This is a genomic window from Polaromonas sp. UC242_47, assembly GCF_044452385.1.
In the GTDB taxonomy this organism is placed as follows: Bacteria; Pseudomonadota; Gammaproteobacteria; order Burkholderiales; family Burkholderiaceae_C; genus Polaromonas.
The window spans coordinates 3,152,182-3,171,750 of record NZ_JBIOAO010000001.1 but is presented as its reverse complement, the minus strand read 5'-3'; the positions used below and the strand labels follow the sequence as shown (position 1 = coordinate 3,171,750).

At 55.2% G+C, this 19,569-nt stretch carries 17 protein-coding genes and 1 tRNA gene; 15 read left to right on the top strand and 3 right to left on the bottom strand.

Features of this window, described 5'->3' with window-relative positions; all coding sequences use genetic code 11:
- The first annotated feature begins 173 nt into the window (after positions 1-173).
- From rpmI to ACHMXK_RS15350, 7 genes are all read left to right on the top strand, one after another.
- Positions 174-377 carry a 50S ribosomal protein L35 gene (gene rpmI / locus ACHMXK_RS15380; protein ID WP_188708569.1) on the top strand — a complete coding sequence of 68 codons (204 nt, stop codon included), beginning with the start codon at positions 174-176 and terminating at the stop codon, positions 375-377.
- A 25-nt stretch (positions 378-402) separates the two neighbouring features.
- Positions 403-762 carry a 50S ribosomal protein L20 gene (gene rplT / locus ACHMXK_RS15375; RefSeq protein WP_318406842.1) on the top strand — a complete coding sequence of 120 codons (360 nt, stop codon included), beginning with the start codon at positions 403-405 and terminating at the stop codon, positions 760-762.
- A gap of 147 nt (positions 763-909) precedes the next feature.
- On the top strand, positions 910-1,962 hold the full coding sequence (gene pheS, locus ACHMXK_RS15370; RefSeq protein ID WP_397441419.1) for a phenylalanine--tRNA ligase subunit alpha: 1,053 nt from the start codon (positions 910-912) through the stop codon (positions 1,960-1,962).
- 20 nt (positions 1,963-1,982) lie between these two features.
- Positions 1,983-4,409, top strand: coding sequence for a phenylalanine--tRNA ligase subunit beta (pheT, locus tag ACHMXK_RS15365; RefSeq protein ID WP_397441418.1), 2,427 nt, complete (start codon positions 1,983-1,985; stop codon positions 4,407-4,409).
- Between the two features lie 43 nt (positions 4,410-4,452).
- Positions 4,453-4,779: an integration host factor subunit alpha gene (locus ACHMXK_RS15360; RefSeq protein ID WP_397442536.1), complete on the top strand. Its 327-nt coding sequence runs from the start codon at positions 4,453-4,455 to the stop codon at positions 4,777-4,779.
- Between the two features lie 204 nt (positions 4,780-4,983).
- Complete coding sequence (locus ACHMXK_RS15355) at positions 4,984-5,463, top strand: MerR family transcriptional regulator (protein WP_397441417.1); 480 nt, start codon at positions 4,984-4,986, stop codon at positions 5,461-5,463.
- A gap of 36 nt (positions 5,464-5,499) precedes the next feature.
- Positions 5,500-5,576: transfer RNA gene (locus tag ACHMXK_RS15350), tRNA-Pro, on the top strand.
- A gap of 238 nt (positions 5,577-5,814) precedes the next feature.
- On the opposite strand, the gene ACHMXK_RS15345 is transcribed toward ACHMXK_RS15350, so the two are convergent.
- The 3 genes from ACHMXK_RS15345 to ACHMXK_RS15335 all read right to left on the bottom strand — a co-directional run bounded on the left by ACHMXK_RS15345 (position 5,815) and on the right by ACHMXK_RS15335 (position 8,224).
- Positions 5,815-6,444: a hypothetical protein gene (locus tag ACHMXK_RS15345; protein WP_397441416.1), complete on the bottom strand. Its 630-nt coding sequence runs from the start codon at positions 6,442-6,444 to the stop codon at positions 5,815-5,817.
- Positions 6,429-7,235, bottom strand: a complete 807-nt coding sequence (locus ACHMXK_RS15340) for a hypothetical protein (RefSeq protein ID WP_397441415.1) — start codon at positions 7,233-7,235, stop codon at positions 6,429-6,431. The genes ACHMXK_RS15345 and ACHMXK_RS15340 overlap by 16 nt, the downstream gene beginning before the upstream one ends.
- A gap of 698 nt (positions 7,236-7,933) precedes the next feature.
- Complete coding sequence (locus ACHMXK_RS15335) at positions 7,934-8,224, bottom strand: hypothetical protein (RefSeq protein ID WP_397441414.1); 291 nt, start codon at positions 8,222-8,224, stop codon at positions 7,934-7,936.
- A gap of 210 nt (positions 8,225-8,434) precedes the next feature.
- Between ACHMXK_RS15335 and ACHMXK_RS15330 the strand changes: the two genes are divergently transcribed.
- The 8 genes from ACHMXK_RS15330 (at position 8,435) to ACHMXK_RS15295 (ending at position 19,569) form a co-directional block, all read left to right on the top strand.
- Positions 8,435-9,274: a hypothetical protein gene (locus ACHMXK_RS15330; protein ID WP_397441413.1), complete on the top strand. Its 840-nt coding sequence runs from the start codon at positions 8,435-8,437 to the stop codon at positions 9,272-9,274.
- 124 nt (positions 9,275-9,398) lie between these two features.
- Positions 9,399-9,644, top strand: a complete 246-nt coding sequence (locus ACHMXK_RS15325) for a helix-turn-helix transcriptional regulator (protein ID WP_397441412.1) — start codon at positions 9,399-9,401, stop codon at positions 9,642-9,644.
- Positions 9,645-9,654: 10 nt separating this feature from the next.
- Positions 9,655-10,608 (top strand): toprim domain-containing protein, encoded by a 954-nt coding sequence (locus ACHMXK_RS15320; RefSeq protein WP_397441411.1) that lies wholly within the window; start codon positions 9,655-9,657, stop codon positions 10,606-10,608.
- Complete coding sequence (locus ACHMXK_RS15315; protein ID WP_397441410.1) at positions 10,609-12,438, top strand: DUF927 domain-containing protein; 1,830 nt, start codon at positions 10,609-10,611, stop codon at positions 12,436-12,438. It abuts the gene before it with no gap.
- A gap of 774 nt (positions 12,439-13,212) precedes the next feature.
- Complete coding sequence (locus ACHMXK_RS15310) at positions 13,213-13,407, top strand: helix-turn-helix domain-containing protein (protein WP_397441409.1); 195 nt, start codon at positions 13,213-13,215, stop codon at positions 13,405-13,407.
- A 17-nt stretch (positions 13,408-13,424) separates the two neighbouring features.
- On the top strand, positions 13,425-15,863 hold the full coding sequence (gene hsdR, locus ACHMXK_RS15305) for an EcoAI/FtnUII family type I restriction enzme subunit R (RefSeq protein ID WP_397442535.1): 2,439 nt from the start codon (positions 13,425-13,427) through the stop codon (positions 15,861-15,863).
- Positions 15,864-15,898: 35 nt separating this feature from the next.
- Positions 15,899-17,677, top strand: coding sequence for an N-6 DNA methylase (locus tag ACHMXK_RS15300; protein WP_397441408.1), 1,779 nt, complete (start codon positions 15,899-15,901; stop codon positions 17,675-17,677).
- Positions 17,677-19,569, top strand: coding sequence for a restriction endonuclease subunit S (locus ACHMXK_RS15295; protein ID WP_397441407.1), 1,893 nt, complete (start codon positions 17,677-17,679; stop codon positions 19,567-19,569). Before ACHMXK_RS15300 ends, ACHMXK_RS15295 begins: the two co-directional genes overlap by 1 nt.

The window sequence follows — 19,569 nt, the reverse complement described above, 5'->3', positions numbered from 1 at the left end:
GCATCAGCGCTTCCCGAGAAAGCAGATGAATCTGCTTTCCGAAGACGGTGTGTTTAAATATGCGCCGTCAACAAATGGCGAGTTGCAAAACTTGCCATGACAAGTGGCTCGGGGCCGTCAAGTCTGCGTCAGGTTCGCAGCGCCTCACGAGCACAAATGAAAAGGAGCATTTAATGCCCAAAATGAAGACCAAGAGCGGCGCTAAAAAGCGTTTCCGCGTTCGTCCGGGTGGTACCGTCAAGCGCGGCCAAGCCTTCAAACGTCACATTCTGACCAAGAAGACCACCAAAAACAAACGCCACTTGCGCGGTTCAGTTGCTGTTCATGAGACCAATATGGGTCACATGGCACAGATGCTGCCCGGCATGGGTATTTAATTAACGACGAACAAGGAGTAATCACATGCCTCGCGTCAAACGTGGTGTAACGGCTCGCGCCCGCCACAAAAAAGTTTTAGCCCTTGCAAAAGGTTTCCGTGGTCGCCGCGGTAATGTCTTCCGGATCGCCAAAGAAGCGGTGATGAAGGCCGGGCAATATGCCTACCGTGACCGCCGTAACAAGAAACGTGTGTTCCGCCGCTTGTGGATCGCGCGTATCAATGCCGCCAGCCGTTCGTTCGGCATGACGTACAGCCAATTTGCCAACGGCCTGAAAAAAGCCGGTATCGAGATTGACCGCAAGGTTCTGTCCGATATGGCCATTCATGACAGCGCCGCTTTCGGCGCCATCGTGGACCAGGTCCGGGCCAAGCTTGCTGCTTGATTTTGGAAGGGTGATCAGCTATTGATTTGATAGCTGGTTGCGCACAAAAGACGGGGGCTAGAGCTTGAAAAGGCTCTGGCCCTTTTTCTTTGACCTGGTAGCAGACGAGAACTGTGGCTGGGTTGGCAAGAAACTCACAAGAAATTTATGAACGAACTCGATGCTCTGGTGGATTCGGCAAAAACCAGCTTTACGCAGGCGGTGACACCGGCGGACCTGGAAAATGCCAAGGCGCAGTTTTTGGGCAAGTCAGGCCGCATCACCGAGTTGATGAAAGGCTTGGCGGCCTTGCCCGTGGAAGAGAAAAAATCCCGCGGCGCTGCCATCAACCTGGCCAAACAGGCCATCGAGGCCGCACTCACGGCGCGCCGCCAGGCGCTGGCCGATGCCGAGCTGGAGATGCAGCTCAAAGCCGAAGCGCTGGACGTCACGCTGCCGGGCCGCCAGCAATCGCAGGGCGGATTACACCCGGTGTCCCGGACGCTGGAGCGTATCGAGGCGATTTTCGGCTCCATGGGTTTTGATGTGGCCGAAGGCCCGGAGATTGAAACCGACTGGTTCAACTTCACCGCGCTGAACACGCCGGAAGACCATCCGGCGCGTTCCATGCACGACACGTTTTATGTCGAAGGCGGCACCGAAGCCGCGCCCAATTTGCTGCGCACCCACACCAGCCCGATGCAGATTCGCTACGCGGTGCAGCATGTCAAAAAACACCGCGCGCTGATTGATGCCGGCGGTGTGATGCCGGAGATTCGCGTGATCGCGCCCGGTCGCACTTACCGCGTGGACAGCGATGCCACGCATTCGCCCATGTTCCACCAGTGCGAAGGTCTGTGGATTGGCGAAAACGTCAGCTTCAAAGACCTGAAGGTGGTGTTTACCGATTTCTGCCGCACCTTTTTCGAAAGCGACGACCTGGTGTTGCGCTTCCGTCCGAGTTTTTTCCCCTTCACCGAGCCCAGCGCCGAGATCGACATCCAGTTCCAGACCGGCCCGCTGGCCGGTCGCTGGCTGGAGGTGGCCGGCTCCGGCCAAGTGCACCCGAACGTGGTGCGCAACATGGGGCTGGACCCTGAGAAATACATAGGCTTTGCCTTCGGCATGGGGCCGGACCGCTTGACCATGCTGCGTTATGGCGTCAACGACTTGCGGCTGTTTTTCGACGGCGACCTGCGTTTTCTGTCGCAGTTCCAGTAACCCATCAGGCTTGATCAAACATGCAATTTCCCGAATCCTGGTTGCGCGAATTCTGCAACCCATCGCTCACCACCGAACAACTGGCTGAAACACTCACCATGGCCGGGCTGGAGGTCGAAGAACTCAAGCCGGTGGCACCGCCCTTCACCAAAATTGTGGTCGGTGAAATCAAGGAAGCGGTGCAACACCCGGATGCCGACCGCCTGCGTGTCTGCCAGGTGGATGTGGGGCAGGGCGCCTTGCTCAACATCGTTTGCGGCGCGCCCAACGCACGTGTTGGTATCAAGGTGCCTTGTGCGCTGGTCGGCGCCGAGTTGCCGCCCGGTGATGACGGCAAACCCTTCCTGATCAAGGTCGGCAAGCTGCGCGGTGTGGAAAGCCAGGGCATGTTGTGCTCGGCGCGTGAGCTCAAATTGTCGGAAGACCATGGCGGCCTGCTGGAGTTGGCCGCCGATGCCCCGCTGGGCCAGGACATTCGCGAGCACCTGCAGCTCGACGACACCCTGTTCACCCTCAAACTCACACCCAACCTGGCGCATTGCCTGAGCGTGTACGGCATTGCCCGCGAAGTCGCTGCCCTGACCGGTGCGCCTTTGACGACGCCATCCTTCCCGCCGGTCAAGGTGGCCAGTGATGACCAACTAGCCGTCAAGATCAGTGCGCCTGATTTGTGCGGACGTTTCTCCGGACGTGTTATGCGCAACGTCAACACCAAGGCCGTCACCCCTGCCTGGATGGTGGACCGCCTGGCACGTTGCGGCCAGCGCAGCGTGACGGCCCTGGTGGATATTTCGAACTACGTGATGTTCGAGCTGGGCCGGCCGTCGCACATTTTTGATCTCGACAAGATTCAGGGCGGGCTGGACGTTCGCTGGGGCAAACCTGGCGAGACGCTGAAGCTGCTCAACGGCAACACGGTGACGGTGGATGAAAAAGTCGGCGTGATTGCCGACAACACGCAGGTCGAGTCGTTGGCCGGCATCATGGGTGGTGACGCGACGTCCGTGTCGGACGACACCCAGCATGTGTATGTCGAAGCCGCTTTCTGGTGGCCCAAGGCGATTGCCGGTCGTTCGCGCCGCTACAACTTTTCCACCGACGCCGGTCACCGTTTTGAGCGCGGCGTGGACCCGGGACAAACGGTCGAACACATCGAGCGCATCACGCAGCTCATCCTGTCCATCTGCGGCACAGCAGACACGGTCTGCGGGCCCATCGACGATGTGCAGGCCAACCTGCCCAAGGCCGTCCCGGTGACCTTGCGTGTGGCGCGGGCGGCCAAGGTCATTGGCATGCCTTTGACCCAGGCGCAATGCGGCGATGCCCTGCGGCGCCTGGGTTTGCCGGTGCTGGAAGCCGAGGGCACCTTGACGGTGACGCCGCCCAGCTACCGCTTTGACTTGCAGATCGAGGAAGACCTGATCGAGGAAGTGGTGCGCATGGTGGGTTACAAAAACCTGCCCAACACGCCACCGCTGGCACCCATCACCGCCAGGATACGGACCGAGTCCCGCCGCAGCCCGTTTGCCGTGCGCCGTGCGTTGGCCGCGCTGGGCTACCAGGAAACCATCAATTTCAGTTTTGTCGAAGAACGCTGGGAGCACGAGCTGGCCGGCAATCCAAATCCGATCAAGCTGCTGAATCCGATCGCCAGCCAGATGAGCGTGATGCGTTCCTCCCTGCTGGGCTCCTTGCTGCAGGTGCTGAAGTTCAACCTGGACCGCAAGGCCAGCCGGGTCAACGTGTTTGAACTGGGTCGGGTCTTTTTGCGTGATGCCAAGAGCCAGAACACCGACACCACGGTGGCGGGTTTTGATCAGCCCATGCGCGCCGCTGGCCTGGCTTATGGGCCGCGTGAGGCCTTGCAATGGAGCCAGTCCGACAAGGGTGTGGACTTCTTCGACGTCAAAGGCGATGTCCAGGCCTTGCTGGCACCGCTGCAGGCCGTGTTCACACCGGGTGATCATCCGGCCATGCATCCTGGCCGTTGCGCCCGTGTGGCGGTGGACGGTGTGGACATCGGCTTTGTGGGGGAGTTGCATCCCCGCTGGCGCCAGGCTTACGAGTTGGCGCAGGCGCCCATTCTTTTTGAACTGGCGCTGGATGCCTTGTTGCGGCGTCCGCTTCCCGGCTTTCAGCCGGTGAGCAAGCGCCAGCCGGTGGAGCGTGATATCGCTGTCATTGTTGCCGAGCAGGTCAGCCATGCGGCACTGATGGCCGCGATCCAGGGCGCCGATACCGGCGGCTTGCTGAAGTCGGCCACCTTGTTCGACATCTACCGGCCGCAGCAGGCCAATGCCGTCATGCAGCTGGGCGAAAAAAGCCTGGCGGTGCGCTTGGTGCTTGGCAGCGAGGACGCTACACTGACCGACGAACAGATCGAGGCGGCCATCAAGGCGGTGCTTGAGCAACTTGGGGCCCGTGTGCAGGCGCGTTTGCGTGCCTGAGCTTTCACCACCAACAACAACAGTCATCAGCGAGGAGCGTGCCGTGGAATTTTCCGTTGAAAGTCTTGAGAGCCCCGCACTGACCAAAGCCCACCTCGCGGACTTGCTGTTTGAGCAGATCGGTTTGAACAAACGCGAATCGAAAGACATGATCGATGCGTTTTTTGACCTGATCTCCGACAGCCTGGTGGATGGCAACGATGTGAAAATTTCCGGCTTCGGTAACTTTCAGATTCGCACCAAGGCGCCGCGTCCGGGACGTAATCCGCGCACCGGGGAGTCAATCCCTATCCAGGCGCGCCGCGTGGTGACGTTCCATGCCAGCCACAAGCTCAAAGAGCAGATTCAGGGTCTGCCCGACCCGGCATAAGCGGCCTGCGGTGCTGGCGAACGGCCGGCACCAGTCGAAAGCACTCAGGGTTTGTGCCCCTGCCACGGACTGGCCGGCTGTTACGATGGCTTGAGCTGGCCTGTGAACTAAACAACACATCCGGATATATCTTTTTGTAACTGTTTGCTCTTGGTTTGGACTTAGAGTAGATTTGTAGCTTTACCGCTTAGCGTATTGATTTAATTGGAGAAACCTCTCCCTCCCATTCCCGCGAAACGCTACTTCACCATTGGTGAGGTCAGTGATTTGTGCGGCGTCAAACCTCACGTGCTCCGTTATTGGGAGCAAGAGTTCACGCAGTTGCGCCCGATGAAAAGGCGTGGCAACCGCCGCTACTACCAGCACCACGAAGTGCTGATGATCCGCAGAATCCGGGATCTGCTCTATGACCAGGGCTTCACCATCAGCGGTGCACGCAACAAGCTGCAGGAGATCGTGCAGACCGAACGTGACAAGCGCCGCAATGGCGAAGTCATGCTGGACGGTGTGGATGTGATGGAGGCCGGGGACTCCAGTCTGGACGACTTTGGTGATTCCGCGGACTTCGAAGACAGCGTGCCGGATCTCGCGCAGTTGACGGACAGCGCTGCAGCGCTGCAGCGGCTGCAACTTGTGCGCCGTGAATTGTTTGAAATTCGCGATCTGCTGAGTTCCACTTACTGAATGGCTCAAGAGCGCGTTATAATCTGAGGCTTGAGACGGTGTGTGGCGCAGCCTGGTAGCGCACTTGCATGGGGTGCAAGGGGTCGAAGGTTCGAATCCTTTCACACCGACCATATGAATCAAGGGCTTAGCGGCGAAAGCCTCTAAGTCCTTTCTTCTTTCTGGCTCCGAGGGGTAAACCAAGGGGTAAACCAGAAAACTCCTCCGCACGCTTCTCTCAGCATGCGTCTGGGCATCCCATCTTGAGTCGATGTAGATGAGGTTGTAAGTCAGTACGCTCAGGCTTAGTTCCGTCGCCACGTTGTGGATTCCGTGCATCAGGAAGTGCCTCCAGCCCATCCAGTATTTGCTTTAGTAGTCCTGCTCTGGCTGCTTAATAGATTGCTGCGTGGACGTAGGTAGCTTGTTCTCTGTTCGTTCAACTACGGAGGTGGACTTTTTTAGCATCCGCTTGGTAGCGGCAAGTTCGTGCACTTCTTTTTTCATCAAGCCAATCCGCTGTTCAATCTCGTTTGATCTGCGGTTAACAGCCCGAGCTTTGTCATCCGCTCCATCAATTAGGCACTGAGCCTGTTCAACACGTTCTTTTTTTGGTGCTACGACCACCAAATGCAGATACGTCAGCATGGCTATAAAAACGGCGGTGGAAAAAGCAATGCAGGTGAACTCACCGAGCAGACCAAGCCAATACCAGGGAGAAGTAGTTCCTGCAAACCCACTCTTCAGGCGCTGCTCACCTAACTCACGTGTCTCCTTGCTGCACAGATTGAAAAACTGTTTACAGCCAAGATAGGTGCCGGCCTGTCGTTCTGCAAATTCCAGGTCAGCGGCTCTGCTTCCCTGTTGGATTTCCAGCGCTGTCTTGAGGTGAATGATTTCCGCATCTTTATGCTCGCCAGACTGTAATAAGTTGCAGCCGGAGAGGAATAGGGTGGTCACGATCCAGCCAACGCCCAGGATTTTTTTCAGATGAGTTGCCATGTGATCCTTGCGTTTGTCCAGTCTGGCACGGTCTTCTGTTCGCAAGTGGTCCACCTGCCGGCCTCATTTTTCTGCCAAGTCCAAAACTTCGCCCCAGTTGAGAATGCCTCTTGATAACGTTTAAGAATGGCTGCTGAATCTGTGACGATCAACAGTCGATCAAACCGTGAAGGACCGTTCTTAGTGCTGAGTGATACCAGGGACGAATGCACAAAAACATCCAGGTCCCGTTCCCATTTACCAGACAACTCAATTTCGACAGATACCTTGGCCCCATCTGGAAGGATCCATGCGACATCTGGATTCTTGACGGCATTCTGACTCTTTGCCTTCATCTCTTTTTCTGACCGGTAGTCCTTTATGGCGCCCGATGAGAGCAGCTCAGCAGTAACCCGTTGAGCCATTTCGTTGTGCACGAGGTGGTTCTGATTCACGCGATCAGACCGGTGCTCATAGGGCATCAGCTCCATCCGATTGACTTCCACCAAGTGTTTGCCATCGGGTGTTAGCGTCAAGAATGAGCCTGGCAAAAACTTCTCATTGCGCCTGCTCAATGTTTTTGTGCTGACAAGTAGCCCGCTTTTAACCAATCGCTGTGCCAAGCCTGAGCGCTGAGTGCCGACCAAAATTTCCAAGGTCGTCGAACTTGCCCATCCCCAGCGATAGATCCATTCCAGCGCCGTCATCGTCCGCTCTTTGCCTCGTTCCAGTGAAGAGCGGCCGGCGAGCTTCTCATTTAGAACGGCCCTGGCTGCTGATGTTTTACTGGTTATTTGTACAGTATTTTGCATGGTTCATATGATAATGGGAATCATTAAGATTGCAAGCACTATGTGTTGCACTTGGCAAACAGATTTGCCCGCACTATGTTGTGCGGTTGGATATGTGCATTGAAATTAAAGTCAGCGCCTGCGGCGGGAGCTTCGCTCCCCGCTACGCGGCCCCCCTAGCGCTGCGGCTGCGCCTACGCGGGAGGGGCAGTGGCTTCGCCCCTATCCCTCCCCGCCATTCGGCGGCTCCCCACCCATCCCCAACACCTGTGCGCGCTTCGCGGCTACCTGGGAGGTTTACCGACTGCGCACTTTCGTGCTTGGGCTATCGCCTGTGCTTACGCACCTCGGAACCTCCCAGGTAGCCGCGAGGCGGCGCACAGCAGTCCTTCGGACGAGGCTCCCGCCTCCCCGGTGGGCCGGGTGCCCTCCGCACAGGTCTTCGACCGGGCTCTCGCCCCCCGCACGGCGGGTGCCCCCAATGCACCTGGCGGCGCATTGAAATCTGCGCGCGTGAGATGTGCTCATTCATAGCCGTTGTTGATGTCGTGATGCTTTGCCGCACAATTCTTTTTCGGCTAATTTGGACAAGAAAAAGCCACGACTAATCGTGGCTTGGGACTTACTGTTGGAGTCATCGACGGTTCAGTGAGTACTGAACATGGATGTTTACTGGAAGTGAATAGCGCGCATCAGACAAGCTATCGCATATTGGGGATTCAATCGTCATTCATTAAATCTTCAGTACCCCGTAAAAATACAGAAACTACAGTCAAGAGCGTTGAAAACACACACATTAAAATTGCGGTGAGCACTGATACCGCTGAACTCATGGTTATGGCTAGTACCAAACCTAAGATCAGTGCAGCGGCCATGTCACCCATTAAATTGGCTAGGCCTTCGCGTTGTTGCTTATTTAGGTTCATTGGTTGATTAATCCTTTCAAAAAGATCAGGCACATTGCCATCACTGGCATGGATATGTCGGCTCTTCGAAAAAGGCTTTTTCATCAAGCTAGCGTAGCCGCGAGTTAGCGGCGCATGAGGCAGTCGCCTTTCCAGAAGCGCCGGGAGCCCACCAATGCACAAGTCTTCGGCCCCGGCTAGCGCCCCCGGCACGGCGGGTGGCCTGCAACATATTCCAGTCGACAGTCAATGCCATGAGATGAGTAGTCCACCCTGTTTCAATGATTCACAAGAAAAAATTAAGAGATACAAGAAATGCCAATCGCTGTGCCAGAGAGAGAATTTTTGTTTTTTTCGGAGCTGGAAGCCCGATGGCAAATGAAGGCAGATGATCTATTCAACCTCATTCTTCTTGGGCATGTAAAGCCAGCAATAAAGCTGTCACAGAAGCTGTTTAGACCGATGTTGAACATCTCTAGTGATCTTGGAGTGTTTAGAACAGGGGTTGTCGACAAAAGTGACGGTTCCCCGTACTCGTCCTTCTATGCTGGATGTTTGTATCTTCAACTGCCAAAGCAAACGGGCCACTTGGACTTGGACTTTGAGCTTTCAAGTTACTTGCGTGATCCCGTGTTGTCCCAAATGGCATTTCAATTGGATTCGGAGGTCTGGTTTTTGCTGCCGGCAGCAATGAACTTTGAGGCTGTAAAAAAACAGTCTTACTTTCTTATCTCTGAGGTTGTCTTTTGTGAGAAAAACCTTGGGATTGGAAACTTCACTATTGAAACGACCCCTTTGGGGACAAAGGAACTCAGCTCGCTGAACAACATCACTGCTATGTTGGAGAAGAAGATCGTTGAAAGCCAAAAAACAAAAAATGATGGCGGTGCTTTAGTCAAAGCGGTCAAGAGAGGTGTTGCAAGTAGTCTGTCTATGAAAGTTATCAGGAAAAACATGGGGGCGAATGAGCGAGTACCGTACTACGCACTCATTGCTGAACTGGCAAAAGTTTCTGGAGTCAATCTTGTAGATCCCGGCAAAGATGCTGGATTTATCGAAGGAGGCTCAGAAGGGACCGACTACAAGGTCTCACGGCGCTCTGTTATTGATCACTTTAAGCGTATTGCTTTAGCGTTAGAACCTCGCCTGAAATAAGGGTTTTGTTGGCAAATGCCAATTCTGTTTGGCAGTTGCCCCCTTTTTTGAACTGAAAAATTGACATTACTCCCACTTGCTACACGTCGTGGCAATAACCGCCAACAGGCGATAAAGGGTTTTGATGTCAATTTTGAGAATTTCGGCTGTCAAACAGCTAACGGGTCATCGCTCGCACTCCAGCATTTACACGGCTATCAGAGTCGGTCTATTCACAAAACCAGTCCAGATAGGACCGCGTTCAGTGGGGTGGCCTGAGGATGAGGTTCTGAAAATAAATTCGGCGCGAATCGCCGGAAAATCAGAATCTGATATTCGTGTTCTGATAGATCAGCTTCATGTGAAGCGCACGTCACTGGTCATGGGCTGAGGAGCAGTTCATGAACCAAAATGCGAATGAGTTTCGTTTGGCGATGGAGGCAGAGGGGCTGACTCCACCGGAATACATGGAGCCTGGAAAATTTTATCGTTTTCCAAGCAATGGTCGAAAATCCGACACAGCCGGCTGGTGCAAGTTTTTTCTTGATGACCAGGCGGGTGTCTTTGGCGATTTCCGAAGTGGACTGATTTACGTATGGCTACCCAAAGATGCCACGCCGCATACTTTGGCGCAGCGTCAGGAGCGTTCCGTTCAGCGGAAAAAGGCGCAGGCCAACGCAATGGTGGCGCGTGACATACGGTGGGCGCGTGCTGCAGCGGCCAACAATGATTTATGGGCGCAAGCCGTCAGCATCACTGCTGGTGACCCCGTTGATCGGTATCTTTCTGGTCGCGGCATTCGGCTGGAGTGCTGGCCAGCGGCCTTAAGCTATCACGCCAGTCTAGATTATTGGAAGGATGGGCAATCAATTGGCCGGTTTCCGGCCATGGTCGGGGCCGTTACAAATGTTGACGGGACGTTGGTGAGCATTCATCGCACCTACCTCACCCCTGATGGCCGCAAGGCCGATATGGAAACTGTCAAGAAGCTCACAAGGTGTTCGGGGCGACTGGAGGGATGCAGCATTAAGCTGGGCCAGGTCAATCTCTCGCAGGAGCTGCCAATCGTCGGCGTAGCCGAGGGAATTGAGACTGCTCTAGCTTGTATGGCCGCTTACGGCATTCCCACTGCATCTGCTGTTTCTGCGCATGGCTTGGAGCGCTACCACTGGCCAGAAGGAGCGCACAGTCTTATCGTGTTTTCTGACAACGACATTAAGCAAGTGGGGCAGCAGGCTGCGGCTGCTTTGTCGCATCGTGCTTTATCGAATGGTCTGTCTGTACGAGTATTGACACCGCCTCAGGCTGGCACCGATTGGGCTGATGTCTGGGCCAGCCTAGGGGAGGGCGCGTAAATGGATGCAGTGCATCAGCTCAAAAATCCTATGGCCGGATCAGTTGATCAGCTTGGGGGGCAACGTCAGCAGTCGGGAAAACTGAAGAGCCCAAAACCAGCGAGGAAATCCCACCAGAGTCAGGGCATCAATGGTTTCAAGGTTTCAGAAAACGGTATTTTCCTGGTTACCCCTGGTGATGATGAAACGCCGGCTCAGTATGACTTTGTTTGCGGAAAGTTTGATGTGATCGCGATGATTCGTGATTTGCATTCCGAGCAGTGGGGCAAGATCCTTCAATGGCAAGACATAGATGGTCGCTTCCATGAATGGGTGATGCCGATGGCTTTGCTGCAAACGGACGGGGTCGAGGTGCGCCGCGAACTGGCGGCAGGCGGCTTGGAAATCGCCTCTCAGGTCAGGCTGCGTGCTGCACTGATGTCCTATTTGTCGCTGATAAAGACATCTGCACGAGCACGAGGGGTTGAAAAAACTGGCTGGCACCAGCTTGGTGACGGTTTTGTTTTTGTACTTCCCGATCAGACGATTGGTGAGTCCAATGAGGTGGTTCGCCTTCAGACGGCCATTTCGTCACGAGCCTATACATTGGCAGGCACGTTTGATGGGTGGCGTACCGAGGTTGCCGCACTGTGTGCTGGAAACTCGCGTTGCATCTTGTCCTTGTGCACTGGTTTTGCTTCAATGCTCCTGGAGTTCTCCGGGCTGGAGTCTGGCGGCCTCAACCTCATGGGGCCGTCATCGACGGGAAAATCCACGGGGTTGGCGGCGGCAGCCTCAATCTTTGGTGGGCCTAATTACGCCAGCCGCTGGCGGGCGACCACCAATGGGCTTGAGTCACTTGCTGCATCGCACAACGACACCTTGTTGATTCTGGACGAGATGGGTCAGGTCGATCCCAAGGTCGTTGGTGAAATCGCCTACATGTTGGCTAACGGTCAGGGCAAGCAACGCAGTTCGCGCACTGGCAGTGCCAAGACGCGGCAAAGCTGGCGGTTGTTGTTCTTGAGCTCTGGAGAGCTTGGCCTTGCGCAGCACATGGCTGATGGTGGAAAAAAGGCCCAGGCGGGGCAGGAGGTGCGCCTAGTGGACGTGGTGGCTGATGCTGGCAAAGGGCTAGGGTTGTTCGACACACTGCATGGCTATCCAGCCGGTGCCGACCTCTCCAAATCAATTCAGGCGGGGGCGGCACGCCACCATGGGCATGCGGTACTTGCATTTGCCAAGGCGTTGGTTGCATCTGCTGATCGACTGTCTGACTACATCAAGCATGAAATGGCGCTTTTTGTTAAGACATGTCTGCCCGAGGGAAAAATTGAGGGGCAGGTGCATCGGGTCTGTGAGCGATTTGCTTTGATTGCGGTTGCTGGAGAGCTTGCGACATCAAGCAGCATTACGGGGTGGCAGCCTGGTGAGGCAGATCTGGCTATCAAACGTTGTTTCACCGAATGGCTGGCGGTGCGTGGGGGCGTTGAAAACTCTGAGCCAACAGCCATGATTGAGGCAGTTCGCAGCTTCATTTCCAAGCACGAGGAGTCCCGTTTTACCGATCTGAATATTGAATTCAATACGTCGTTTCGTGTGACGAGCAATCGTGCCGGATGGCGCCGCAAGGTCGATGGTGGCTATGAATACTTGATTGACCCGAGTGTCTTTAAGTTCGAGGTCTGTGCAGGTTTCGATGTCTCGGCCGTATGCAAGGTGCTGGCTGAGGCCGGCTGCCTGGAGCCAGGACTGGAATCCGGAAAGACTCGCTATGCTGTCAAGCGGCGTATCCAGGGCGAGGGGCCTCGCCGTGTTTATGTGGTGACGGCGAAGGTATGGGAGGCTTGAGTACGGAACCCAAACTTTGCTCCACTCACCAACCAGCTCCAATGTGGTGGGGTGCAAGGGGGGCAGGGGGGCGCACACCGCTAAGCCAATGCCGACGCGGGTGTGCTTGTTCCTTCTACCGATTTGGTGCCGTTCCCCTGTCTATTAACGAGGGGGACGGTGGTGACGTCAAAAATTCCGCTGGGAACTCTAAGAGGCTGTATCCATGCGGGTTCCAAGAGGGTGCTCCCACCTACCCCATGTTCCCCTTGAGTTTTGGATGCTGGCATGGAATCACACAGGGCTGGGGTGTTTGCGCAGGATCTTGCGATCTGATGGGACTTTAATTTTTTGCGACATATCCCAGTTAGTTACGGAGTTTCACCAATTCATCTGTGGCTGCAAGGTCGTAAATCGTAGAGGAGCAGTTCCCAAATTAATCGTTCAATTCCCAGATAAAAATCGTGGCTGTACTGTCCAGACACTGTTTTTTCGTGGCGGCTCTTTGGAGCCGCCATTTTTTTATGGGTGCTTCATGTCCTATTTTCCTGGAAGACTGGGGAGCTAGGAGTTCAGTGCAGGGGCTGCGTGGGGTGAAAAGTTACGCACCCATTCAGGTGCTGTTGGATCAGATCATGACACCAAGCTTTTGCCATCAGAAAAAGGTGCGTCTGGTTACTCAAATTTGGCAGCATCGGCCATGTATTCTTCTCTCGTTCATCCTCGATGAGGTGCCCTGTTAGACTTGAGACGATTTAAGACGACTATAAAGGCCAATGCCTGAATCCCAACTCTATGAACACCGAACCGTGGGTCACCGCTGAACAAGTCGCCCAACATCTGGGCGTAGTGAAAGACACCGTCTACCGCTGGCGAGAGCGCAAAGGGCTACCTGCACACAAGATCGGTCGCCTGTGGAAGTTCCAGTTGTCTGACGTCGATGAGTGGGTGCGCGCGGGCGGCGCGAATGAAGAGCAAGAACATGATTGATGGGAGAGCCCATGGCGATGGACAAGTACCAACTCAGTGAGCGCGATATCTGCACCAAGTTCATCACGCCTGCCATCGTGCACGCGGGCTGGCAGCAGCATCAGTTTCGCGAAGAGGTGAGCCTCACTGACGGTCGCGTCATGGTACGTGGCAAGCTCGCTGCTCGCGTCAAAAACCCAGATGCTAAAGGCGGCCCAAAGCGCGCCGACTTTGTGCTCTATGCAAGGCCAAACGTCCCCATCGCGGTTGTGGAGGCCAAACAGGCCAAGTTTTCTGTTGGGCATGGCATGCAACAGGCATTGGCCTATGCAGAAATGCTGGATGCCCCATTCGCCATCAGTAGCAACGGTGAAGGTTTTTTGCTGCACGATCGCACTGGTCTCACGCAGCAAGTAGAACGCGAGTTTCAACTCAACGAATTCCCCATGTTGGATGATTTGTGGCCGCTGTACCAGCAATGGAAAGGGCTGGCAGCCCCTGAGGCTGTCCAGCTCATAGAGCAACCGTTCTATACTGACGGCAGTGGCCGTGAGCCGCGCTATTACCAGCGCGTGGCGATCAACCGTGCAATTGAAACCGTTGCCAAAGGTCAGCAACGCGTGCTGCTGGTCATGGCCACCGGAACCGGCAAGACCTACACCGCTTTCCAGATAATTTGGCGACTGTGGAAGTCGAAATCCAAGAAACGCATCCTGTTTTTAGCCGACCGCAATATCCTGGTTGACCAAACCATGCAGCAAGACTTCGCCCCCTTTGGCGAGGTGATGCATAAGGTTAATAACCGCGAGATTAAGAAGAACTACGAGATCTACCTTGCGCTTTACCAGGCCGTGACCGGCAAGGAGGAATGGAGGCAGATCTATCGCCAGTTCCCGTCCGACTTTTTCGATATGATCGTCATCGACGAATGCCACCGAGGCAGCGCGGCCGACAACTCCGCCTGGCGAGAAGTTCTCGATTACTTCAGCAGCGCCACGCACATAGGTCTGACAGCCACACCGAAAGAAACCAAGGATGTAAGCAACGCCACCTACTTTGGCGAACCGATTTACACCTATTCTCTCAAGCAGGGCATTGAAGATGGTTTCCTTGCACCCTATAAAGTCATTCGCATTGCCACCGATGTCGATGCTGTGGGCTACACGCCAGAGAAAGGCAAGGTCGACAAACTCGGCCAAGCCGTGGAGCAACGCCAGTACAATACCAAGGACTTCGACCGCAATCTGGTGCTAGAAAAACGCACTAAGCTCGTCGCCAGTAAAGTCTGGGAATACCTCAAGGCCACCGATCCGATGGCCAAGACCATCGTGTTCTGCGATGACCAGGACCACGCTGAACGCATGCGACAAGAGCTGGTCAAGCTGATTCCAGCCGCCGCCAGCAATCGCCGCTACGTGATGCGAATCACCGGCGACGACAATGAAGGCAAAGCGCAACTTTCGTACTTCATCGACAACGACGAGCCTTACCCCGTCATCGCCACGACGTCCAAGCTGCTGACTACGGGCGTGGATGCCAAGACCTGCAAGCTCATCGTGCTGGACCAGAACATCAACTCAATGACCGAGTTTAAGCAGATTATTGGCCGTGGTACCCGTCTGCGTGAGGACTACCAGAAGTTGTACTTCACCATCATGGATTTCAAGGGGGCGACACGCTTGTTCGCTGACCCAGACTTCGACGGCGAGCCGGTGGTGATCTACGAACCCAGGCCCGATGAGTCAGTCGTGCCGCCAGATCTCACCAACCCACCCGGCATCGGAGAGCCAGAACCGCCGACCTATGGCCCCAACCTCACGGGTGCTGACGATACCGAACCCGGAGGTTACAAAAGTGGAGGCGGTGGTGGCGAAGGGCGAGTCAAGTACGTCATCGACGACGTGAACGTGCGCGTTGCCGTTGAACGATCACAGTATCTGGATGCCGACGGCAAGCTCATCACCGAGGACTACCGCGTTCTGCTGAAGGACGACATCAAGAAGGCTCTGCAAGCCGAGTTCGGTAATCTCAGCGACTTTCTGCGCCGCTGGAACATCGCCGAACGCAAACAGGCCGTGCTCGACGAACTGGCGGAACACGGTGTGCCGCTGGAAATATTACAGCAAGCCGTGGCTAATGGCAGTGACCTGGACGCCTTCGATCTGGTCGCCCACGTCGCCTTCGACCAAAAACCACTTACCCGCCGTGAGCGTGCCAACAACGTCAAGAAACGTGATGTGTTCGGCAAGTACGGCGAGCAAGCACGCGCCGTGCTCGAAGCACTGCTCGACAAGTTCGCCGACCACGGCGTGCAAGACATTGAAGACGCCAAGGTGCTGGAGTTGCCACCGTTTGATCAATTCGGCAGCAAAACTCAAATCCGGCGCGGCATTTTTGGCAGCGTAGAGCAATACACCCAAGCCGTGCACGAGCTCGAACAAGCGCTCTACGACTTACCCGAACTGAAGCAGGCTTGATCACGCATCAAGCCAATCAATAAGTGAACCAAACAATGAATCTCAGCAGCACCATCAAGTCCATACAGGACATCATGCGCAAGGACGACGGTGTCGATGGCGACGCCCAGCGCCTTGGGCAACTTACCTGGATGCTCTTTCTCAAAGTATTCGATCAGCGTGAAGAGGAGTGGGAAGACGACAATGCCAAATACCAGACCCCCTTGCCCGAGCGTTTCCGCTGGCGTAACTGGGCTGCCTACAAGGCCGATGCCGAAGGCAAGAAGAAACCACAAATCGCTGGCAGCGAGCTGATCAGCTTCGTCAACAACGAACTTTTCCCGGCGCTCAAAGACCAGATCGATGCCAGCAAGAGCCCGCAGCATAAAGTCATCAAACAGGTTTTTGAAGATGCTAATAACTACATGAAATCCGGCCCGCAAATGCTGGCCGTGATCGAGAAGCTGGAGGACTCCATCAACTTCCATGACTTCAAAACCCGGGCCAGCCTCGGTGATGTGTACGAACAGATGCTCAATGACCTGCGTGGTGCAGGCAATGCGGGGGAGTTCTACACCCCCCGCGCCATCACCGCCTTCATGGCCGACCGCGTCAACCCGCGTCTGGACAAGCGCGAAACGGTGATGGACCCGGCTTGCGGCACCGGCGGCTTCTTGACTGCTGCCATCGACCACTTCCGCAATCAACTCTCAACAAAGTCCAGCGCCGAAGATAAGCGTGCGATTGAGGAGCTGATCCACGGCATCGAGAAAAAGCAGCTGCCCCACTTGCTGTGCACCACCAACATGTTGCTGCACGGTATTGACGTACCTAGCCAGATCGAGCACCGCAACACGTTGGGTATCGGCTGGAACGAATGGAGCGCCAATAACAAAGTCGATTGCATCATCACCAACCCGCCTTTCGGTGGGTATGAAGATGATGGCGTCGGCAGCGACTATCCGTCCGACCTGCGCACCCGCGAAACCGCCGACATGTTCATGGCGCTCATAATCAAAAAACTGTTGAAGGAAAATGGCCGAGCCGCCGTGGTGCTGCCCGATGGTTTCTTGTTTGGCGAAGGAATCAAGGGAACGCTGAAAAAGCTGCTGTTGCGCGACTGCAAGCTGCACACCATCATCCGCCTGCCCAAGGGCGTATTCGCCCCGTACACCACCATTAAAACCAACCTGCTTTTCTTCACCAAGGGCGTGATGGCGGACGACGGCACCGAGCACTTCCACACCGACACCATCTGGTTCTACGAGCACCCATACCCGGCGGGCTACAAGAGCTATTCCAAAACCAAGCCAATTCGTCTGGAAGAGTTCAAGCCTGTGCAGGAATGGTGGGGCATTGAGGTCAACGACTTTGCCGACCGGGTGGAAAACGAATTCGCCTGGAAGGTGGATTTCAAAACCAAGCGCGAACAAGCTGAGGCCGCCGCGCAACCACACTGGCAGCTTGCTGAAGAACTGAACAATCAAGCCGCTGCACTGGAAGGCGAAGCCAGCGATTTGCGTAGGAGCATGGTCGGCACAACAGATGCCCCCTACCGCGAAAAGATTGAAGCCCAGGTTGCCGAGCTGCGTGCCAAGGTCGAACCCCTGCGCCTGCAAGCGCGCGACGCGCAGGCGACGGGCGACCGCATCTACTGGCCTATCTTCAATCTCGACATCAAGAACCCCAACGCGCCGGAAGAAGAAACCCACGACCCCGACCTGCTGTTGGAGAAATACAAAAAGCTGTTGGGTGAAATCGAAGAAACCGAAAACGAGCTCAAGAACGAACTGGCCGCGGCGTTAGCACACCACTTCGTCGGTGAGGAAGCCTGATGGACGTGCAGCAGTTTTTGGCCGAGTTTGGGAGTATTGCCAATGCACCCAACGGAATATCGCAGATGCGAGAGCTGGTGCTTGTGCTTGCGATGCAGGGCAAGTTGATTCCGCAATCATCCGCAGCCACTGCCGACGAATTGTTAGTGCAGGTTGAGGAAGAAAAACGAAAGCTCATTCAAACCAAGGTAATACGTTCTCCCAAGCCACTGCCAAACCTCGGCCGGAGTGATTTACTTTATTCGGTCCCGGAAAACTGGACTTGGGTCCGTTTTGGTGAAATCTCGTTGCACAACTCTGGCAAGACACTGGACTCCAGCCGCAACAGTGGGCTCCCCCGGGATTACATCACTACCTCCAATCTTTATTGGGGCCGCTTTGAGCTGAGTAGCGTAAAGAAAATGCTCATACGCGAGGACGAGCTTGAAAAATGTACCGCTCGTAAGAATGACCTTTTGATTTGCGAAGGCGGCGAAGCAGGACGGGCTGCTGTCTGGACTTCAGATCATGACGTTTGTTTTCAGAATCATGTACATCGCGCGCGCTTCTTCGGCGGCATAAATCCATTTTTTGCCTACCGTTTCTTCGAGAAGTTGAACTCTACGGGTGAGATCAATGTTCATCGCAAAGGAATCGGAATTTCAAATATGTCGAGCAAAGCCTTGGCGATGATTCCTTTCCCGCTGCCACCGCTCGAAGAACAATCCCGCATCGTCGCCAAAGTCGATGAGCTGATGGCTGTATGCGACAAGCTGGAAACGCAGCAGCTGGCCCGCCGTAAACTGCAAAACAATCTGCGCCAGTCCACCCTGCAAGCCGTCGCCAGAGCCACCAGCCCGCACAAACTGCAAACCACCTGGGAGCGCGTGGCCGACAACTTCGGGAGACTGTTTCATGCTCCGGAGGATGTACGCATGCTCCGCGACGTGATCTTTGATCTCGCGCTGAGAGGAGCCCTTCTTTCAGATGTAAAGCACGAAGATTCGGCAGCCTCCTTAGCTGATGATGTCGTACCACTTCCCCAAGGCTGGCATTGGAAGACTCTCGCGGAGCTGTCCGAGTACATCACCAGTGGCTCACGAGGATGGAAGGCTTACATTGCCAGTGCAGGTGACTCGTTTATTCGGTCGCAGGATATCAAGCACGATGCACTGATCTTTGAGAATCCAGCCTTTGTCTCGTTGCCAGTGAAGGCGGAGGGCAAGCGCACTCTTGTGCGGCAGGGGGACCTCTTACTAACAATCACAGGCGGAAATGTTGGCAAATGCGCGACAGTTCCCGCTCTGACTCAAGATGCCTACGTTAGCCAGCACGTTGCTTTGATTCGTTTGCGGGAGCCTTGGTTGGCAGAATTCATCCATTTCTGGATGATCAATGCATTTGGCGGGCGTCACTTTCTATCTCGATACATCTACGGCGACAAGCCTGGGCTCAACCTGACGCAGGTAGGGAGTGTTCTTATACCTGTGCCAAATCAGTCAGCGTGTAGTGCGATCATGCAGCGCGTGCGCACTTATCAGGCAATATGCGAAAAGCTCGAAAGTCAGTTGAGGTCGAAACAGGAAATGGCGGCGACGCTGGCTTTAGCCTCAGTTTCCAGCCTTACGGGCATCGTCACCGAAAAAGCAGAGGAACCCATGAAAGCCCCGCAAACCGAACTGATTGCCCCGCTGCGCTCGGGTACGCAACCTGACGTCAAAGCCCAAGCGCCACTGGCCACCATCCTGGCCCGCCACAATGGCGAGATGAGTGCCAAGGATTTATGGCAGCGCTTCGGCGGTGAGATTGACGCCTTTTACGCGCAACTAAAAGCCGAGGTGGCGCACGATTGGATTCTGGAACCCGCCGTCGCTGAAATGCGCGAGAAGCAGTCCTATACGGGTAGCGCCTGA